The 16330-nt window shown below is 45.5% G+C and carries 17 protein-coding genes; 7 read left to right on the top strand and 10 right to left on the bottom strand.

Annotated elements, in window-relative coordinates:
• Positions 1 to 618, top strand: a complete 618-nt coding sequence (cysC, locus tag ATB76_RS08500) for an adenylyl-sulfate kinase (RefSeq protein WP_038864931.1) — start codon at positions 1 to 3, stop codon at positions 616 to 618.
• Between the two features lie 91 nt (positions 619 to 709).
• On the opposite strand, the gene ATB76_RS08495 is transcribed toward cysC, so the two are convergent.
• The 7 genes from ATB76_RS08495 to ATB76_RS08465 form a co-directional block, all read right to left on the bottom strand.
• The gene (locus tag ATB76_RS08495; protein WP_038864933.1) at positions 710 to 1615 is read right to left on the bottom strand and encodes a TIGR03899 family protein; all 906 of its coding nucleotides are present in this window, start codon (positions 1613 to 1615) and stop codon (positions 710 to 712) included.
• A gap of 315 nt (positions 1616 to 1930) precedes the next feature.
• Positions 1931 to 2425: a DUF3299 domain-containing protein gene (locus tag ATB76_RS08490; RefSeq protein ID WP_039974669.1), complete on the bottom strand. Its 495-nt coding sequence runs from the start codon at positions 2423 to 2425 to the stop codon at positions 1931 to 1933.
• Positions 2426 to 2430: 5 nt separating this feature from the next.
• Positions 2431 to 3690, bottom strand: a complete 1260-nt coding sequence (locus ATB76_RS08485; RefSeq protein WP_038866072.1) for an ABC transporter permease — start codon at positions 3688 to 3690, stop codon at positions 2431 to 2433.
• Positions 3687 to 4415: an ABC transporter ATP-binding protein gene (locus ATB76_RS08480; protein WP_038878341.1), complete on the bottom strand. Its 729-nt coding sequence runs from the start codon at positions 4413 to 4415 to the stop codon at positions 3687 to 3689. Before ATB76_RS08480 ends, ATB76_RS08485 begins: the two co-directional genes overlap by 4 nt.
• Before the next feature lie 52 nt (positions 4416 to 4467).
• The gene (locus tag ATB76_RS08475) at positions 4468 to 5190 is read right to left on the bottom strand and encodes a DUF2796 domain-containing protein (RefSeq protein WP_042599792.1); all 723 of its coding nucleotides are present in this window, start codon (positions 5188 to 5190) and stop codon (positions 4468 to 4470) included.
• A gap of 94 nt (positions 5191 to 5284) precedes the next feature.
• Positions 5285 to 5587 carry a DUF2607 family protein gene (locus ATB76_RS27125; RefSeq protein WP_080774269.1) on the bottom strand — a complete coding sequence of 101 codons (303 nt, stop codon included), beginning with the start codon at positions 5585 to 5587 and terminating at the stop codon, positions 5285 to 5287.
• 164 nt (positions 5588 to 5751) lie between these two features.
• Complete coding sequence (locus tag ATB76_RS08465) at positions 5752 to 6303, bottom strand: YtfJ family protein (RefSeq protein WP_038866079.1); 552 nt, start codon at positions 6301 to 6303, stop codon at positions 5752 to 5754.
• Between the two features lie 214 nt (positions 6304 to 6517).
• Here ATB76_RS08465 and ATB76_RS08460 point away from each other — a divergent pair, with 214 nt between their 5' ends.
• The gene (locus ATB76_RS08460) at positions 6518 to 6718 is read left to right on the top strand and encodes a DUF1107 domain-containing protein (RefSeq protein ID WP_038866081.1); all 201 of its coding nucleotides are present in this window, start codon (positions 6518 to 6520) and stop codon (positions 6716 to 6718) included.
• A 49-nt stretch (positions 6719 to 6767) separates the two neighbouring features.
• Here the strand turns inward: ATB76_RS08460 and msrA are convergent, their stop codons facing one another.
• Positions 6768 to 7406 (bottom strand): peptide-methionine (S)-S-oxide reductase MsrA, encoded by a 639-nt coding sequence (msrA, locus tag ATB76_RS08455; protein ID WP_038878338.1) that lies wholly within the window; start codon positions 7404 to 7406, stop codon positions 6768 to 6770.
• Positions 7407 to 7572: 166 nt separating this feature from the next.
• Here msrA and ATB76_RS08450 point away from each other — a divergent pair, with 166 nt between their 5' ends.
• The 5 genes from ATB76_RS08450 to ATB76_RS08430 all read left to right on the top strand — a co-directional run bounded on the left by ATB76_RS08450 (position 7573) and on the right by ATB76_RS08430 (position 14352).
• Entirely contained in the window at positions 7573 to 9285 is a 1713-nt protein-coding gene (locus ATB76_RS08450; RefSeq protein WP_038866086.1) for an autotransporter assembly complex family protein, read from the top strand.
• Positions 9282 to 13193, top strand: a complete 3912-nt coding sequence (locus tag ATB76_RS08445) for a translocation/assembly module TamB domain-containing protein (RefSeq protein WP_042599791.1) — start codon at positions 9282 to 9284, stop codon at positions 13191 to 13193. Before ATB76_RS08450 ends, ATB76_RS08445 begins: the two co-directional genes overlap by 4 nt.
• A gap of 32 nt (positions 13194 to 13225) precedes the next feature.
• On the top strand, positions 13226 to 13573 hold the full coding sequence (locus tag ATB76_RS08440) for a gamma-glutamylcyclotransferase (RefSeq protein ID WP_039974675.1): 348 nt from the start codon (positions 13226 to 13228) through the stop codon (positions 13571 to 13573).
• Positions 13574 to 13637: 64 nt separating this feature from the next.
• Positions 13638 to 13976, top strand: a complete 339-nt coding sequence (locus ATB76_RS08435) for a DUF2799 domain-containing protein (RefSeq protein ID WP_038866091.1) — start codon at positions 13638 to 13640, stop codon at positions 13974 to 13976.
• A 16-nt stretch (positions 13977 to 13992) separates the two neighbouring features.
• A complete protein-coding gene (locus ATB76_RS08430) occupies positions 13993 to 14352 on the top strand; it encodes a DUF2799 domain-containing protein (protein ID WP_038878330.1) in 360 nt (119 codons plus the stop codon).
• A gap of 63 nt (positions 14353 to 14415) precedes the next feature.
• Here the strand turns inward: ATB76_RS08430 and ppa are convergent, their stop codons facing one another.
• Together ppa and fbp are read right to left on the bottom strand one after the other, a co-directional pair.
• Positions 14416 to 14946: an inorganic diphosphatase gene (gene ppa, locus ATB76_RS08425; RefSeq protein WP_038866096.1), complete on the bottom strand. Its 531-nt coding sequence runs from the start codon at positions 14944 to 14946 to the stop codon at positions 14416 to 14418.
• 117 nt (positions 14947 to 15063) lie between these two features.
• The gene (gene fbp / locus ATB76_RS08420) at positions 15064 to 16080 is read right to left on the bottom strand and encodes a class 1 fructose-bisphosphatase (protein WP_038866098.1); all 1017 of its coding nucleotides are present in this window, start codon (positions 16078 to 16080) and stop codon (positions 15064 to 15066) included.
• Positions 16081 to 16330: the final 250 nt, after the last annotated feature.

Raw genomic sequence — 16330 nt, 5'->3', positions numbered from 1 at the left:
ATGACTGCCGAAACTCCGGTAAAAGATGAAAACATCGTTTGGCATCAGCACTCGGTTGATAAACAGTTTCGTGCTGGATTAAAAAAACAGAAGCCAGCGGTACTTTGGTTTACCGGGCTATCTGGTGCGGGTAAATCAACGGTGGCAGGCGCCTTGGAAAATCGCTTAGCTGAACTGGGTTACCACACTTATTTGCTGGATGGCGACAATGTGCGCCACGGTTTATGTAGCGATTTAGGCTTTTCTGAACAAGACCGTAGAGAAAATATTCGTCGCATTGGTGAGCTCGCTAAGCTGATGGCAGACGCAGGGCTAATCGTATTGTCTGCGTTTATTTCTCCTCATCGTGCTGAGCGCCAATTAGTGCGTGATTTAGTTCCTGAGGGCGAGTTTATTGAGGTGTTTGTCAACGCCTCTCTTGATGTGTGTGAAAGTCGCGATCCTAAAGGTTTATACAAAAAAGCGCGTGCAGGTGAAATTCCTAACTTCACGGGAATTGATTCGGAATATCAAGCGCCAGCAAATCCAGAAATTGATTTGCCTGCGGGTGAGAAGAGCGTCGAAGAGCTTGTTGAGTTGTGCTTAATTGACCTCAAACAGCGCGGAGTGATCCGATAAAAAAGCATTTGGATCATCGGTGACCAAAAAGTCATTGTACTGCTCAGGGAGCTTTTGGATCATAGGTGGCCAAAAGCTCTTTTGACATCGTTTAGACGGTGTAATTAACATGACTTTTGGTGTCGCTATGTACACTAAATTTATGATTTAAAAGCGATAACATTTGGTCGTAATATTGATTGTTTGGCTTGTTTCCGAGTAATTTACACAACTCATTGCCCGTCGGTGTAAAACGGTAATACAAAAGTCGTACACCTTTGGTATTCACTTGCAGTGATAAATTCTTGCCTTGATAGTTGAGCATCAATGGTGTCTCAATGCCAATCTCTCCAGACTCTAATTCAGTACTGTGAAGTAAGCCCAATTCAATCAACACTAATAAGCTGGAATAGGGAAGTTGGAAACTCCCCATATTGAGATTGCTGGTGGTGTCACGTTTACCAAAGCTGAACATTCCGCCATGTGCTTTGTAGCCAATCAGTAACTTTCTACTGGTATCTCCACCAAAGCTGCATGCTAACGTCGCGGCTCTTTGTAGGGTTTGGGCTTCCCGTGGTGACATGTCTTTCAGCACTTTTAACGCTTTCATGGAAGTCGAACCAGGGTTGGTAACTTCTCGCTTCATGACTTGCGCCCAAAGTTTTTGCATTGAGCTGTTGTGGATGTCTTGCGCCATATCGAAAAATCGATACAACCAATCTTGATCAGGCTCTCCGGCGGTTTCATCACGGCATGAGCTGTGCGCGAGTTTAAGGATTTGTTCGAGGTTTTTTTGTCTTTGTTCTTGGCGACGTTGTTCGCGTAAATGTGCCCGTTCTAATGCAGGTTTTGCTGGAGGTTCGTTTTGCAGCAAAGCATCGAGCCCATAGATCTGAGCAATGCTTTGAACACGGCTTGCGCTGTCTTTGATATAGCCAGACTTTTTCTCGTGATGTGTTTGTTTTTGTGTATTCGATTCGTGTTCGATGACAACGGGTTGCTTTGTCGGTTCTGCCATTTGTTTTCCTGCCAAGAGCTTGCGGTTAACGCTTGCTTAAATTTACACCTTTCTGCTTTTTGCGACTAGAGAGGCACGTCCGGATTTTGACAGAATAAAGGCTATTCAAAATGATAATGAGTTGTTAAAATTGTTATCGTTATTTTGGAGGGGCGATGAAATATTCAGACGCAAGTAAACTGAAAAAGCACCTGTCGATAGCGCTTCTTTTGGTTCTTTATGTTGGTGTATTAGCGTATTTATCTCGCTATATAGTCTAACTGACAGGCATAAAAAAGGCGCCAAATTGACGCCTTGGTGTGAAATCAAAACAAACTACATATCGTCGTAGGCTTCAATACTCGTGCCTTCGATCTCGTATGCGGTTTCTGCGAGCTCGTGGTTGATGGTCTCAGTCTTCAATTTGCCCACCACATAAATCACATCCCACAACTCTTGTACTGGCGCTCCCTTAGGAAACTTCACATAGATTATTTGGTTCGGTGGCGGTGGCGGCACGTGAATACAAGCACCAAAATAAGGCACTAACAAAAACTCCGTGACGGTATTTGCATCGCCTTCTAATGGGATGACAAAACCAGGAATCTTGACTGTGCTTCCGTTCAATTCAGGACGAACGTTACCGACCTTAGATTGCATTGCTGCACCACCGCTGTGGTCTGTGGCTGGCATTCCCATACTATCGAACATCTTGCGTTCGGCTTCTGGGACGAGATCTATCCAATCAAGCTTTAATGGTTCGTCACTGGCCATCACAGGCGCGGTAAACGAAATCATCAGCAAACAGCTAGCGAGTATTTTTTTCCACATTTTTACTAAATCCTTATTGTCATTCCATCACTTAGCGATTGTCGGTAAGCGCGAAATGCCGGGATGAAGCCAATCACAATGCCTGCACATTGTACAAAGCCAAGCAACATCCATTCATACGGCGACAGTGCCGTTAGTGTTAGGTGTATACCATAACTTTGTTGGATTATTGGTTGCAAGAGGGCAAGCATGGAATAAAGACCCACTAATCCCGTCACAATACCTGCGAAGGTCAATAAGCTGGCTTCACTTATCAGTAAGGAAAAGACGTGTTTTGGTCTTGCCCCCATGGCTCGCAGGATCGCCATTTCACGACGACGCTCTTGCAGACTGGTCAATAGGCTGCTTAGCATGCCTAACAACCCTGCCACAACCACAAAGCCTGATACAGCCATGAGTGCTTGCTCGGCAACGGACATCATGCCCCATAATTCATGCAAAGCGACGCCTGGCATGATGGCACTGAGAGGTTCTTTCGGATAGGTGTTGATCTGCCTCTGTAGGGCAAAGGTTTGAATTCGTGATTTTAACCCAACCAACATGGCAGTGATTTGTTTAGGTTGGAAGTCGCGTGATTTTAGCTCATTAGCACTTGGGGTCGGACCTAAACGGGCACCGCTTTCCCAACCTACGTGAATCGCTTCGATCGCCTCTAAAGAAACGTGTACGGTTTTATCGACAGGAGTGCCAGTAGGAGCAAGAATGCCAACCACCTTAAATGGTAAGTTGTCATGCCGGCTAAAACCAACGTCACTGATGCCGTGTGCAATGATGATTTCGCTACCGATTTTATATCCAAGCTGTTTTGCGACATCAGAGCCGAGCACAGTTTCAAACAGGCCATTGAACTCCCTGCCTTCGGACAATTTTAAAGGCTGTTTATTTCCGTATTTATAGTGTTCGAAATAGCTCTGGTTGGTGCCCATTACGCGGAACCCTTTGTGGGAATCTCCGAGTGAGATTGGAATTGCCCAATCGACGGCACTGTGGTTAGCAAACTCTTCGTAGCTTTTCCAATCTATGTTGTTGGTGGCATTGCCGATTCTGAATACTGAGTACAGCAGCAAGTTGACTTGTCCAGAACGGCCACCGACGATTAAATCGGTACCAGAAATGGTGTTAGCGAAGCTGTCCTTAGCTTGGGTACGAATGCGTTCAACACCCAATAAAAGGACAACTGAAATCGCGACTGTCATGATGGTGAGAATAGCCGTCGCTTTGCGGTTCATCAGGCTTTTCCAAGCGAGCTTTACTACGGCACTCATGATGCGGCTCCTAGGGTTTGCGCTTGATTGATTTCAGGCAAGTTTAGTGTTCTGTGGAAGAGAGATTCCAGAGTTGGGTCATGGCTAACAAAAACCAATGTGGCGCTGGCAAGATTGGCTTGTTCCATCAATAACTCAATAAACGCTTTGCGGTTGTCATGGTCCAATGCTGAAGTTGGCTCGTCAGCAATCACCAGTTCAGGTTGGCCGATCAGTGCACGGGCGGCTGCAACGCGCTGTTGCTGGCCAATACTCAGCTCAGAGACAGGCTTATTGTGCAGTGCTTTCGGAAGATGCAAACGTTCTAGCAGTGATGTTGCTTGCTCTTCAAGCGTTGCATTCGAAGCATTTGGTGCAACGCGATCTCGGCGAATTTTGCTGAATTGGCATGGAATTAGGACGTTTTCGATCACATTCAAGTAAGGCAACAAATTGAATTGTTGGAAGATATAGCCAATGTGATCGGCACGAAATTTGTCTCTTTGGCTTGCTCTTAAGCTTGCAAGATCGGTATCAAGTACAGACAGAGAACCCGATGTAAGAGTATTGATTCCAGTTAGTAGGGCAAGCAGAGTCGATTTACCACAGCCGCTAGGGCCTTTGATAAAGACATGCTCACCTTGAGCGATGTGTAAGTGTGGAATATTAATGGTCGCGCTTTCTGAGCCGGGCCAGACAAACTGGGCATTATTCAGCTCAACAACGTTTGACGTGGTTTCAGTCATAATAAATTACCAAGGCAATAGCGTGTGAGCACTCACTCACACGCTATGTGATTTATTTAATTGCGATCTTAGTGTTGTTTTTGCTTAGGCTTGTCGCAGACTGAGTTGTGTCAGTAAATAAGTTGACGCTGATGGATTCTGTTGCTGGGAATTGCTTGAACCAAGTCGTATCAATGCTATTTAGATCGGCGACTGAATCACAGTGGAAACGGTACTCAACGGTGAACTCACCGTGACCGCCGTGCTCGTGATCGTGTCCTTCGTGGTCGTGTCCTTCGTGGTCATGACCTTCGTGATCGTGGTGGTCATCATGAGCATGTTCGTCATGGTCGTGACCCTCGTGGTCGCCATGCTCATGTTTGTCATGGTCGTGACCCTCATGGCTATAGTGGTCGTGCTTATCATGATCATGTCCTTCGTGGTTACCATGATCGTGGCCTTCATGAGAATCTTGGCCAAGCGTATGCGCGACTTGAACTTCTTCAATCACACACTTCGCTTGCTGGTTAATTGCAAACAGTTTGTTTGTGTCTTTTAGTGCGGCAACCGCTCGTTTTAAGGCTTGCTCTTGCTCTGCATTTTCAGGTGCGTGCTCAAAACCAACCACGTCAGCACCTGGAGAAGTGATTTCAATTAGTAAGTCTTTTCCGTCTTGAGCAATGTTGAATTCGACATGACCATGAACGTGCGCTTCATGTTGACGATATTCTTCTGCGTTAGCAGTAGCTGATAGAGAAAGTCCGATAACAAGAGCTAAAGCGTGTTTAGATGGCATTTTCTTATTCCTAATTTTGTTTAATTTTTTATGTGTTACTTGCTCAAATAGCAAAGTGAATAACAAGGTTTGTTCTTAGTATGGGTAGTGGTTTTTAGAACGCAAAATTAGGTGGTGCACGCGCGGTATACGTGACGTCCTCTAAATGAGAGGTGATTTCGGCTACATCTACGTGAGCGAGTCTAGAGAAGGTGGGCGCACTGAGTTCTGGCTGAGCCTTCGCAAGCCCTTGATGCGCTCCGGCAAACATTTGGCAATGATGTTCACTGTGGTGTTCGGGAATGAGGTCGAGTTGATGAGCAATAGTGGCAAAGTTCCAAGCGATCAACAACGCAACACTGAACAATACAACAGTGCGATGCCAATGATGTGTAATTGCTTGCCAACGACAGTGCATCTTAAAGCCCGAAACGATACCTAGTGTTATAATATAACACCCATTTTTATGAAAAGTTCACTCTTTTGTTCGTATAGAGCAAATTATCTATGCAGGAATAAGAACTTACGCAGAAAGAAAGGAATGACGCTCCTCGCTTGAGAGTAACAAGGAGCGAGTGAGTATTAGATGCTTTGTTTAATGAGGCCAAGTACTTGGTTGATTTCATCTGCTGTCAATGCGCCTTCTTTGATAAACAGGATCTTACCTTGCTTATCTTGCACTACGATTGCCGAGCTTTCTTCTTGTAGTGCCCAAGTGCTAGCCACAACACCGTTCTCATCTAAAACCATTGATGACCATGGGAATTCTTTTTTACTGTCTTGTGCTGATGATTTCACAAAAGAGCCAGTTCCCCAGATTGAGTCGTCTTGGTTGATGATGGTTGTAGTTTGGTAGGCATCTTCCGGGAACTTAGCGTCAGTTAGCGCTGTCATCAACGGCGCGTTCATTTCTTTCGAGCTGCTGCGTCCTGCAATGGCATGAATCACTCGTACTTTTCCTAGCATTTGTTGTGTCGCCCAAGGCTGGTACGCCACACCTTCACCTTGCAGTACGATTTCGCCGTACGCGTCTACTTTTGCTGCTGGAACTGCTTCACCCATTGAAAGGTTGTGAGCAAGCGCAAGACCAGGTGCAAGAGCGAAGAAAATAGGAAGGAGAGTCTTAGTTTTCATATTGTTATGTTCCGTATGGGTTGTGAGACTTACCAAGTATATACTTACGATGCATAAAAATGTAGAACTGGTTATAACAATTATTTAACGTACAGAGTTAAGTAATGTTGCGTTTAGGTTGGAATTTGGTACAATGAACCTCGTCGCAAATAGCGCATAAAGATTGCCAAGGAAAGAGCAATCATGTTTTTCTCAAAAGGATATTGAGGTGGTTATGCTTCGTGAGTTTGCTGTTTACCGTCCACGTCAGGTGGCGCGTTTCGTTAAGACTTTATTCAAAGGTCAGTTCTCAATTGCTGGAGTTGGTCAGTTCCGTTTTGATAACGGTAAAGTGTTACTACCAGACATCAAAAACCCCCAACAATTGTCGGTATTCAAAGAAGTTAACAGGGCCATTTTATCTCTACCTGTTTAATTGTCAGAATTGTAAAAGAGCGACTTTCGTCGCTCTTTTTAGTTTGGGACTAACCTTGAAGGCTTGGTGGGAAGCAGACCCCCGTGCCGCCTAAACCACAGTAACCGTTTGGATTCTTTGCTAGGTATTGCTGGTGGTACGTTTCAGCGAAGTAATAAGGCCCAGCGGCTTGAATTTCTGTGGTGATGGCTGCGCGTTGATCTTCTTGTAATGCTTGTTGGTATTGTGTTTTCGATTTTTCTGCTACTTCTAACTGTTCTTGTGAGTAGGTATAAATCGCGGAACGGTATTGAGTGCCGAGATCATTACCTTGGCGCATGCCTTGAGTTGGATCGTGTTTCTCCCAAAATGCGGCAAGCAGTTGCTCTAGAGAAATTACTCGTTCATCGAAGATGACTCTTACGACTTCTGTATGTCCTGTTTTTCCGCTACACACTTCATCGTATGTTGGATTCTGCGTATAGCCTCCGGCGTAGCCTACAGACGTCGACATCACACCTTCAAGTTGCCAGAAAAAACGTTCTGCTCCCCAAAAACATCCCATACCGAATAATATTTGTTGTTGGTGAGCTTGCGGTGATGCCGTTAAGCTTGATTGATTAACAAAATGGGTGTCATCAATCTGCATTGATGCCTCTCTACCTGGCAGTGCATCTTCTATACTGATCATTGTCTGTTTGTTGAGCATAGTATTCGTCCTTCAATACGTGTCTTAATTTTGCGAACTTTAATATTCAGTCTGAATCTGATGGTGTAATGACATAGACCGCGGTAAACCTATTAATATTACAGACTTAGCCTTTATTTGGCGTTATTATTGTTTACGTTTATTTAACCTCATCCAGCTAAAAAGCATGATAAAAAAAGCTATCCCAATTATTGCTAGCCTACTTGTTTTTTCTCATAGCGCTTATGCCGATGTATCCCTGACTGTAAAAGGGATCGATGGTGCGCTAGAAGACAATGTGAACGCTTACCTATCATCGATACCAGAAGATGATTATTCGACGTCTTTACGCTTTCAGGCGCGATTAAGTCAAAGTATCACCGAAGCGATGAATGCGCTTGGCTATTATCATGCGAAAATTTCATACTCTATTACGAAAGATAATGATGAATTGATCGTCAACGTTACACCGGGCGAGCCTGTAAGGGTAAAGGTCATGGATGTGGTGATCTCCGGTGAAGCAGAAAAAGATGAAGAGTTTACTAACCTCATCAACAAATCACGATTGAAAGAGGGCCGTATCCTTAATCAAGGGGAATACGATAGCCTCAAATCCAGCATTCGTAACTTAGCTTTGCAGCGTGGCTACTTTAATGGTGATTTTACGCTGAGTAAGTTGGAAGTGGTTCCAGAGTTGAATGAAGCCAATGTTCGCCTGCACTATGACAGTGGTATCCGATATCACTTTGGTACAGTGGAAATCTTGGGGAGTCAGATCTGGGAAGACCGCGTGGACTCTTTGCGCCCATTTAAAACCGGTGAACCCTACTTAGTGTCTGAAGTGGGTGAGTACAACCAAAACCTGTCGAATACCGATTGGTTCTCCTCCGTGTTTGTTGAACCAGACCTCAGTAAACTTGATGATGGTCGAGATCTACCGATTAAAGTCTCGTTAGCTCCCGCAGCAAAAAACCAACTCGAAACTGGTATTGGTTACTCTACCGATACCGGTGTGCGTGGTACGTTAAAGTGGAAAAAACCATGGGTAAGTGCGCGTGGTCACAGTTTTGATACGGCGCTATCTCTTTCTAAGCCTGAGCAGACGATTACCGCAGGCTACAAAATCCCTCTCGATGATGTACTGCATGAGTATTACCAATTGCAGTTTGGTTTGAAGCACCTCGATAACCGCGATACAGAGAGTTTGGAATCGAATCTTGCGGTAGAACGCCACTGGATCACCGATGGTGGTTGGCATAAGACGTTATACGTTCGTCACTTGTACGAAAACTTTTCACAAGGTTTGCAAGAAGACGGAGTGCAATTCGTTCTGCCTGGTGCTTCTTTCTCACGGACTCGAACTCGCGGTGGCAATATGCCAATGTGGGGAGACAAACAAAGTGTCACCGTTGAATACGGTGATCCCGCTTTGTTGTCTGAAACTCGCGTTCTTCGTTTGTTAGGTCGGACGTCGTGGATTCGTGGCATTGGTCAGAATCATCGTGGTTTATTCCGCTTAGAAGGTGGTGCCAACATCACCGAAGAATTTGAAAAACTATCACCATCGCTGCGTTTCTTTGCTGGTGGTGACAACAACATTCGTGGTTATGGATACGAATCTATCTCGCCTACAGATGCCAGTGGAGCATTGACTGGTGCGAAATACATGGTGACCAGTACCCTAGAGTATCAGTATCGCGTTTATGGCAACTGGTGGGGTGCAGCCTTTTATGACATCGGTGATGCGTTCAATGAAACTCCAGTGTGGAAATCGGGTGCAGGTGTTGGTATTCGCTGGGCATCCCCTGTTGGACCCGTGAGTTTTGACTTTGCTTGGGGCTTAGACGCTGAGCCTAAACCAGAATTTCGTATCCACTTCTCATTGGGGCCTGAGCTATGATGAAAACAACGCTTAAGTGGACGAAGTGGTTCTCGATCAGTCTGCTGAGTTTGGTGCTCTTGCTGGTGATTTTCATCGGTACAGTCTTGTTCACCCATCCCGGTTTAAAGCTGGCTTTGTGGGGAGCAGAAAAGGCACTACCACAACTGAAGGTCGAAGAGATCAAAGGATCTTTGTTCCCTCGCTTTGCTTTGCACAACGTCAGCTTTGTCGATGAATCGTTGAATGTCGACGCAAAGGTTGAACGCCTTACCCTTGCGATAAATTTCCGTTGTTTCTTCGATCCAAAAGTGTGCGTGGATGAACTTGCACTCCAAGGTGTGAACTTCCAAATGCCGGAGTTGCCGCCGAGTGAGGAACCAGTAGAAGAAACGCCGCCACTGCGCTCAATTAGCACACCAGTACCTATTTTCGTAAATAAAGTTAGCCTGAATAACATCAACTTGAATATTTTGGGTAACAAGATTGATTGGCAAGATTTTTCTACAGCGCTGTCGATGCAAGGCGACCGTTTGGTAATTGCTCCCACGGCATTGAAGGTGATCAATGTGGCATTGGCGTCAACAGACGAAACGCCAAAAGAAGATCAATCATCGACAACGGCACAAGCGACAGCTGTTGATGAATCGGGCAGCGCTGCGAGTAATCAGGACGATGCTGCGAAGACATCAAAGCAGGCTGTGAAACAAAAAGAAAAACTAAAAACTCAAGATGTTGCGGTAAAAAAAGAAGCGGAAAACAAAGCGGCGAAAGCTGAGTCTGAACCTAAGGGCATTGTTCTGCCTGAAGTGTGGATCCCCCTAACGATAGAAGCGCAGCGACTGGATATTCACGATTTCAAATTGGCTGGTGACACTCCGGTTATTGTTCATCACTTAGGGCTCGAAGCCAAAGCTGGTGGCGATAAAGTTGAGGTAAAAACGTTAGAACTCGACATGCCTGAAGTGGAAGGCAAGTTGAGTACGCAAGTGACGTTATCTGGCGACTATCCAATTCAAGCACAAATTGACGCGCTCGTTAAACAAGCTGATGTGAAAGGTCAGAAACTGTCTTTATCAGCTTCAGGGTCTGTCGGTGATTTGTCCTTGCAGGCAACGCTGTCTGATTTGGTTAAAGCGAAGATTGAAGGGCAAATCCAACCACTGAAAACGGAGCTGCCATTTGATATCAAGCTGAACAATGTTGAGGCGCAATGGCCATTGAGTGGTAAGAGTGACTACCAAGTTTCGGTGCCTAGCTTAGCGGCTAAAGGTTCACTAGAGGGCTACACCGTTGCATTAGAAACCAAAGCATCTGGTAAGGATATTCCTGCGTTAGATGTTGCTTTGAATGGTAAAGGCACTTTAGAACAGATTGACCTAGACAGTATTGTGGTGAAAACCTTAGGCGGTGAACTGGCTGGTAAAGTGATGGCGAATTGGGCTACACCTATCAACTGGCAAGCGAACTTGAACCTGAAGCACATTCAACCGGGTTTGCAGTGGCAAGAAGCGGAAGGGGACATCAGCGGTAGTTTATCTACTTCAGGCTCTTTAACGGAGCAAGGCGGTTGGCAAGTGAGCCTTCCTAAGCTTGATATTGACGGTATTTTGCGTGGTTATCCGCTGAATATAGAAGGTCAATTAGAGGCGTCTGACAAGAATGGTAAGGGTGAAGATATCCAGCTAAATACTCAAGGTTTAGCGTTATCGCATGGTCCTAACCAACTGCATGCCAAAGGTAAAATTGACAAGCAAATCTTGATGGATGTTGAGGTGAATTTCCCTGACTTTTCGAAAAGTGTGCCCGATCTTAGCGGCAAGATGAATGGTACGGTTGCGCTACGTGGCAGTTTGAAGCAACCAGACATCAACCTGGATCTTGCGCTGAACCAACTCGATTGGCAACAGCAAGCAAAGGTTGAAACTATTACTTTGAAAGGTGATGTGACTCCTCTACCTGCGCCAAAAGCGGACGTGAGCTTAATTGCCAAAAACATTACCTATGACGACATCAAAATTGATAGTGCAGATCTCGAAGTCACTGGTGACGAAAAGCTGCACCAACTGACATTGGATGTGGTGTCTGACATTGTTTCAAGTAGTTTAGAAATCGAAGGTACTTTTAAGCAAAAGCCCGAGATGATCTGGGATGGAGCGCTGCGCCGTTTAACGTTGAGTACACCACAAGGTCCATGGGCTCTGCAAAAATCGACGGCAGTTAAAATCAACATTGATAAACAGATCGCCGATGTCCAAGCACACTGTTGGTTACAGTCTGATTCAAGCGTATGTCTGAGTGAAGACATTAGTGTCGGCAAGAGCGGCGAGGCGAAGTTAGCCATTACTAACTTTGACTTCGACCAAATCAAACAATTCTTACCTGCAGAAACCAAGCTAAATGGTTCAGTGAACGCGAATGCGTTTGCGAAATGGGCACCAGACATGAAACCGGAAGTCACGGTGAATGTCGATATGCCAAAAGGTCAGGTAGAGCAAACGCTAGAGCAACCAGTGAAAGTCGGTTGGGAAAGTGTGAGTTTTAAAGCCAAATTGGCGCAAGATAAGCTTGATGCTGAGTGGTTACTTGATGTCACGGATAACGGGGATTTGTCTGGTAAGGTCGCTCTGAATGATGTGTCGTCCGAGAAGCCTACGATTAACGGTAAAGTGTCGCTATCGACGTTCCACTTGGACTTCTTGGCGCCACTTATCGGTGAGTACAGCTTGTTCAAGGCGAACATGAACACGGATCTCGCTTTATCTGGTGATGTGATGCATCCGAAGGTGAATGGCCAGTTTTTGATTGACCAAATGAAGCTGCAAGGTGAAGTAACACCAATTGACATCGACTCAGGACAAGTTGCGATTAACTTCAAAGGGCATCAAGCAGACTTAAATGCGGGCATCATCACGCCGGATGGCAAGCTGGAGATCAATGGTGACGCGGATTGGCGTGATTTAGAAAATTGGCACACGAAGGCTCGCGTATTTGCGAAAGAGTTGAAAGTGGATATGCCGCCAATGGTAAGAATCAAAGTCGAGCCAGACATGACCATTGATGTGACCCCTAAGCTCGCTAAGGTTGAAGGTAACATCAATCTCCCATGGGGACGTATTTTGATTGATGAGTTGCCGCCAAGTGCCGTTGGTGTGTCGAGCGATACCGTTATATTAAATAAAGACATGCAGCCGGTAGATGGTGATGAGGCATTACCATTTAACGTAGAGACAGATATCAACATCAAAATTGGAGATGATTTCCAGTTGTCAGCATTTGGTTTGAAGGGCGATTTGCAAGGTAACCTAAACGTTACTCAGAAAGATAAAGGGCCATTCATCGTTGGTGAGGTGAACATCATTGATGGTTCATACCGTTCATTTGGTCAGGATTTGGTGATCGAAGAAGGTAAGATCATGATGAACGGTCCTGCGGATCAGCCTTATGTTTCTATCAAAGCGATTCGTAACCCAGATAACACGCAAGATGACGTGACGGCCGGTGTGCGTGTGACTGGCCCGGCAAGTGACCCTACGGTAGAAATTTTCTCCGACCCTGCGATGCCGCAAGCGAACGCGCTGTCTTACTTATTACGTGGTCAAGATATTGATGCTGAGTCTGGCGGTAATGCGATGACAACAACACTGATTGGTTTGAGTTTAGCGAAGAGCGGTAAAGTCGTCGGTGAGATTGGCGAAGCCTTTGGTGTACAAGATTTGCAGTTGGATACCGCAGGCTCTGGTGATGATTCTCAAGTGACGGTAAGTGGTTACATACTTCCTGGCCTACAAGTTAAATACGGTGTAGGTATCTTTACCTCATTAGGTGAATTCACCGTGCGATACCGATTGATGAAAGATTTGTACTTAGAAGCGGTTTCTGGCGTGGATAGTGCTGTTGATTTGCTGTACCAATTTGAATTCGACTAAGCTTAGCTTTTTATCGTAACTAAGGAATGGTTATGCAGCATTTGATTTTTGTTTATGGCACTTTGCGCAAAGGAGAGGGAAACCATCACTTTTTGAATAGCGCCGAGTTTTTAGGTCACCATGAGACCGAGGCTCAATTCGCACTGTATGATTTAGGGCGATACCCTGCTTTATCGGTAGGACAGAAGGCGATACAGGGTGAAGTTTATCTGATTGATAATGAAACGCTGGTGGAGCTCGATAAACTTGAGGATGTACCTGTAGAGTATCGCAGAGAAAGCATCATCACGCCGTTTGGCCAAGCTTGGATCTATTTGTACCAAGATACCGAGCAATTGACTGAAGAGATTGCATCTGGTGATTGGTGTCAACGAGTGTGAACTATAATTAGAGCAGTAACGTATGCATTGACGATATATACAACAAAGACTTGGGAGGTCTGCGATGAAATATCTATCACCAATGATACTGCTGCTTTTAGTGGGGTGCTCAAGCACGACACCACCGAGTAGCAACGACAGTATGGAATGGAAGCAATATGGCATGCAGCAAGCTGAAGCCGGGGACACCAAACTGTCAATGCAAGAGTTCAACAATGGCGACGAACTCTACGTGGCATACAGCAATGGTTATGAAGCGGGGCGCTCAAACTACTGCGCACAAGATGCATTCTCGTTGGGAGAAAGTAGGCGCTACTATCGCGGGATATGTGATGATGTTGATGATCGCTTCCGCCGAGAATATGAATTAGGGCGAACTGCAAAGGGCAGTAAACGCTACTAGATTTTAAGGGGTGAACATGAGGTTATTTGCTATCGGTGCAGCGCTGGTCTTGCTCAGTGCTTGTGCGCAAACATCACTACCAACATCTGCCAACGTCACAGATTGGCAGGCTTTTGGTAAGCAATCTGCCCTTGATGGTCTAATCGAGCTATCGGAAGAGCGAATCGCCAAACTTGATGAAACGAATCGTGCTACACCCGAATTGGTTATGGCTTATCAATCCGGCTATCAGGAAGGTAAAAAAGAGTACTGCGAACAGAGTGCTTACATGCTAGGTGTGAGAGATATGCCGTACTTCGGTATTTGCGATGACATTGACCCATTCTTCCAACAAAACTATGAATCGGGCAGACACTCAACCGCAGGCGAGTACTGATCAAAGCCATAAAACTACAAAGAGCTGCTAACGTGCAGCTCTTTTACTTTTAAGCGTTCGCAGTTATTTGTTTTGCGCGCGTTCGTAAGATTCTAGGATTTCTGCTTTTGCTGCGGCCACATCTGCCCAGCCATCAACTTTCACCCACTTACCAGCTTCCAGCTCTTTATAGCGCTCAAAGAATTGTGTAATTTGTGCCTTCAATAGTTCCGGGATGTCACCGACATCTTGAATGCCCTCGTACTCCTTTGAGATTTTAGAGTGCGGGACAGCGAAGACTTTTGCGTCTTCACCTGACTCATCCGTCATCTTCAATACGCCAACTGGGCGACAACGAATCACAGAACCTGGCATCAGTGGGTAAGGAGTCGGAACCAGTACGTCTACTGGGTCGCCGTCTAGAGAAAGGGTGTCGTTCACGTAACCATAGTTGCAAGGGTAAAACATAGGTGCAGACATGAAACGATCAACGAATACAGCACCAGTGTCTTTATCTACTTCGTATTTGATTGGATCGGCGTTAGCAGGGATTTCGATCACGACATAGATATCGTCAGGCAATGATTTACCCGCTGGTACGTTGTTTAAGCTCATTTGAATAGTCCTTTTCAGTGAGGATGAGTCAGGCTCATCTTACGATTGATTCGTTACTCACTTTAGCGACAAAAATGCGGCAGGTAAACACCCGCCGCGTTGGACAAAGGTCTGAAATTATTCTTCGTCGCGATGCAGTTCAAGGAATGCTTCGACTTTGTTCACCATGTTTTTAGAACCGACAAAGAAAGGCACGCGTTGATGCAATTCTGTTGGTTTCAAATCCATGATGCGATTAACGCCGTCAGACGCTAAACCACCTGCTTGCTCAATCAAGAATGCCATTGGGTTGCACTCGTACAACAAGCGAAGTTTACCTTGAGGGTGGCTTTGCGTGCTTGGATACAAGTAGATGCCGCCTTTCAGCAAGTTGCGGTGGAAATCAGCAACCAGCGAACCGATGTAGCGAGAGGTGTATGGGCGACCATCTTCAGGTTCGTTTTCTTGGCAGTACTTAATGTACTTCTTAACGCCTTGTGGGAAGCGGATGTAGTTGCCTTCGTTGATCGAGTAAATCTTGCCATCTTCAGGGATCATCATGTTTTCATGAGAAAGACAGAAGCTGCCTATCGATGGGTCATAAGTGAAGCCGTTTACGCCATTACCTGTGGTGTAAACCAGCATGGTGGATGAACCGTAAATTACGTATCCAGCTGCCACTTGTTTGTGGCCTGGTTGTAGAAAGTCTTCTTCTGTTGGTGGGGTTCCAATAGGAGAAACTCGACGGTAAATAGAGAAGATGGTCCCGACTGATACGTTCACATCAATGTTTGATGAGCCATCGAGTGGGTCCATAAGTACAACGTACTTTGCGTTTTGATTGAGTTCTTTATTGAACGCAACCGCTTCATCTTCTTCTTCACTTGCAACGCCACATACTTGGTCGCGAGCTTCGAGGGCCGCTTTGAATTTGTCATTCGCATACAGATCAAGTTTTTGTTGGTCTTCGCCCTGTACGTTTTCCGTACCTACAGCGCCAGTGATGTCACCAAGACCGGCCGCGTTGATTTCGCGGTTAACAATTTTTGCAGCTAAGCGAATAGAAGCTAAGAGAGATGAAAGATCACCGCTAGCGTGGGGGAAATCCGCTTGTTTCTCAACAATGAATTCGCCTAGGGTGCGCAGTCCTGACATGGTTTATCCTTACATTTTCATTTCGTTGGGGGTGTCGCGCAATAGAGGCATCTCTTTATGGGTGTTAAACGATTGCGCTAGATGTAAGTTTATGACGCAGATCTTATTAATGGTAATGAAGTAACCGACTGAGATCGCAAATTATTTGTCTTATTGCATAAGAAGGGAATCTCTTGGTTAATGCTTGGTCAGTCAGTGCTAAGCCCTGTCAGATTTGTGAAAGAGACTGCACGAACAGGGCGAAAGGCAC

The organism is Vibrio sp. MOR3, assembly GCF_001557775.1.
GTDB lineage: Bacteria > Pseudomonadota > Gammaproteobacteria > Enterobacterales > Vibrionaceae > Vibrio > Vibrio jasicida.
Note: the sequence above shows the minus strand (reverse complement) of the source record. Positions and strands in the feature narration are given on the sequence as shown.

What these genes read in the sequence shown, in the direction of transcription:
- cysC (WP_038864931.1), top strand. Translation starts at nt 1, where the DNA reads ATGACTGCCGAAACTCCGGTAAAAGATGAAAACATCGTTTGGCATCAG.
- ATB76_RS08495 (WP_038864933.1), bottom strand. Translation starts at nt 1,615, where the DNA reads ATGGCAGAACCGACAAAGCAACCCGTTGTCATCGAACACGAATCGAAT.
- ATB76_RS08490 (WP_039974669.1), bottom strand. Translation starts at nt 2,425, where the DNA reads ATGTGGAAAAAAATACTCGCTAGCTGTTTGCTGATGATTTCGTTTACC.
- ATB76_RS08485 (WP_038866072.1), bottom strand. Translation starts at nt 3,690, where the DNA reads ATGAGTGCCGTAGTAAAGCTCGCTTGGAAAAGCCTGATGAACCGCAAA.
- ATB76_RS08480 (WP_038878341.1), bottom strand. Translation starts at nt 4,415, where the DNA reads ATGACTGAAACCACGTCAAACGTTGTTGAGCTGAATAATGCCCAGTTT.
- ATB76_RS08475 (WP_042599792.1), bottom strand. Translation starts at nt 5,190, where the DNA reads ATGCCATCTAAACACGCTTTAGCTCTTGTTATCGGACTTTCTCTATCA.
- ATB76_RS27125 (WP_080774269.1), bottom strand. Translation starts at nt 5,587, where the DNA reads ATGCACTGTCGTTGGCAAGCAATTACACATCATTGGCATCGCACTGTT.
- ATB76_RS08465 (WP_038866079.1), bottom strand. Translation starts at nt 6,303, where the DNA reads ATGAAAACTAAGACTCTCCTTCCTATTTTCTTCGCTCTTGCACCTGGT.
- ATB76_RS08460 (WP_038866081.1), top strand. Translation starts at nt 6,518, where the DNA reads ATGCTTCGTGAGTTTGCTGTTTACCGTCCACGTCAGGTGGCGCGTTTC.
- msrA (WP_038878338.1), bottom strand. Translation starts at nt 7,406, where the DNA reads ATGCTCAACAAACAGACAATGATCAGTATAGAAGATGCACTGCCAGGT.
- ATB76_RS08450 (WP_038866086.1), top strand. Translation starts at nt 7,573, where the DNA reads ATGATAAAAAAAGCTATCCCAATTATTGCTAGCCTACTTGTTTTTTCT.
- ATB76_RS08445 (WP_042599791.1), top strand. Translation starts at nt 9,282, where the DNA reads ATGATGAAAACAACGCTTAAGTGGACGAAGTGGTTCTCGATCAGTCTG.
- ATB76_RS08440 (WP_039974675.1), top strand. Translation starts at nt 13,226, where the DNA reads ATGCAGCATTTGATTTTTGTTTATGGCACTTTGCGCAAAGGAGAGGGA.
- ATB76_RS08435 (WP_038866091.1), top strand. Translation starts at nt 13,638, where the DNA reads ATGAAATATCTATCACCAATGATACTGCTGCTTTTAGTGGGGTGCTCA.
- ATB76_RS08430 (WP_038878330.1), top strand. Translation starts at nt 13,993, where the DNA reads ATGAGGTTATTTGCTATCGGTGCAGCGCTGGTCTTGCTCAGTGCTTGT.
- ppa (WP_038866096.1), bottom strand. Translation starts at nt 14,946, where the DNA reads ATGAGCTTAAACAACGTACCAGCGGGTAAATCATTGCCTGACGATATC.
- fbp (WP_038866098.1), bottom strand. Translation starts at nt 16,080, where the DNA reads ATGTCAGGACTGCGCACCCTAGGCGAATTCATTGTTGAGAAACAAGCG.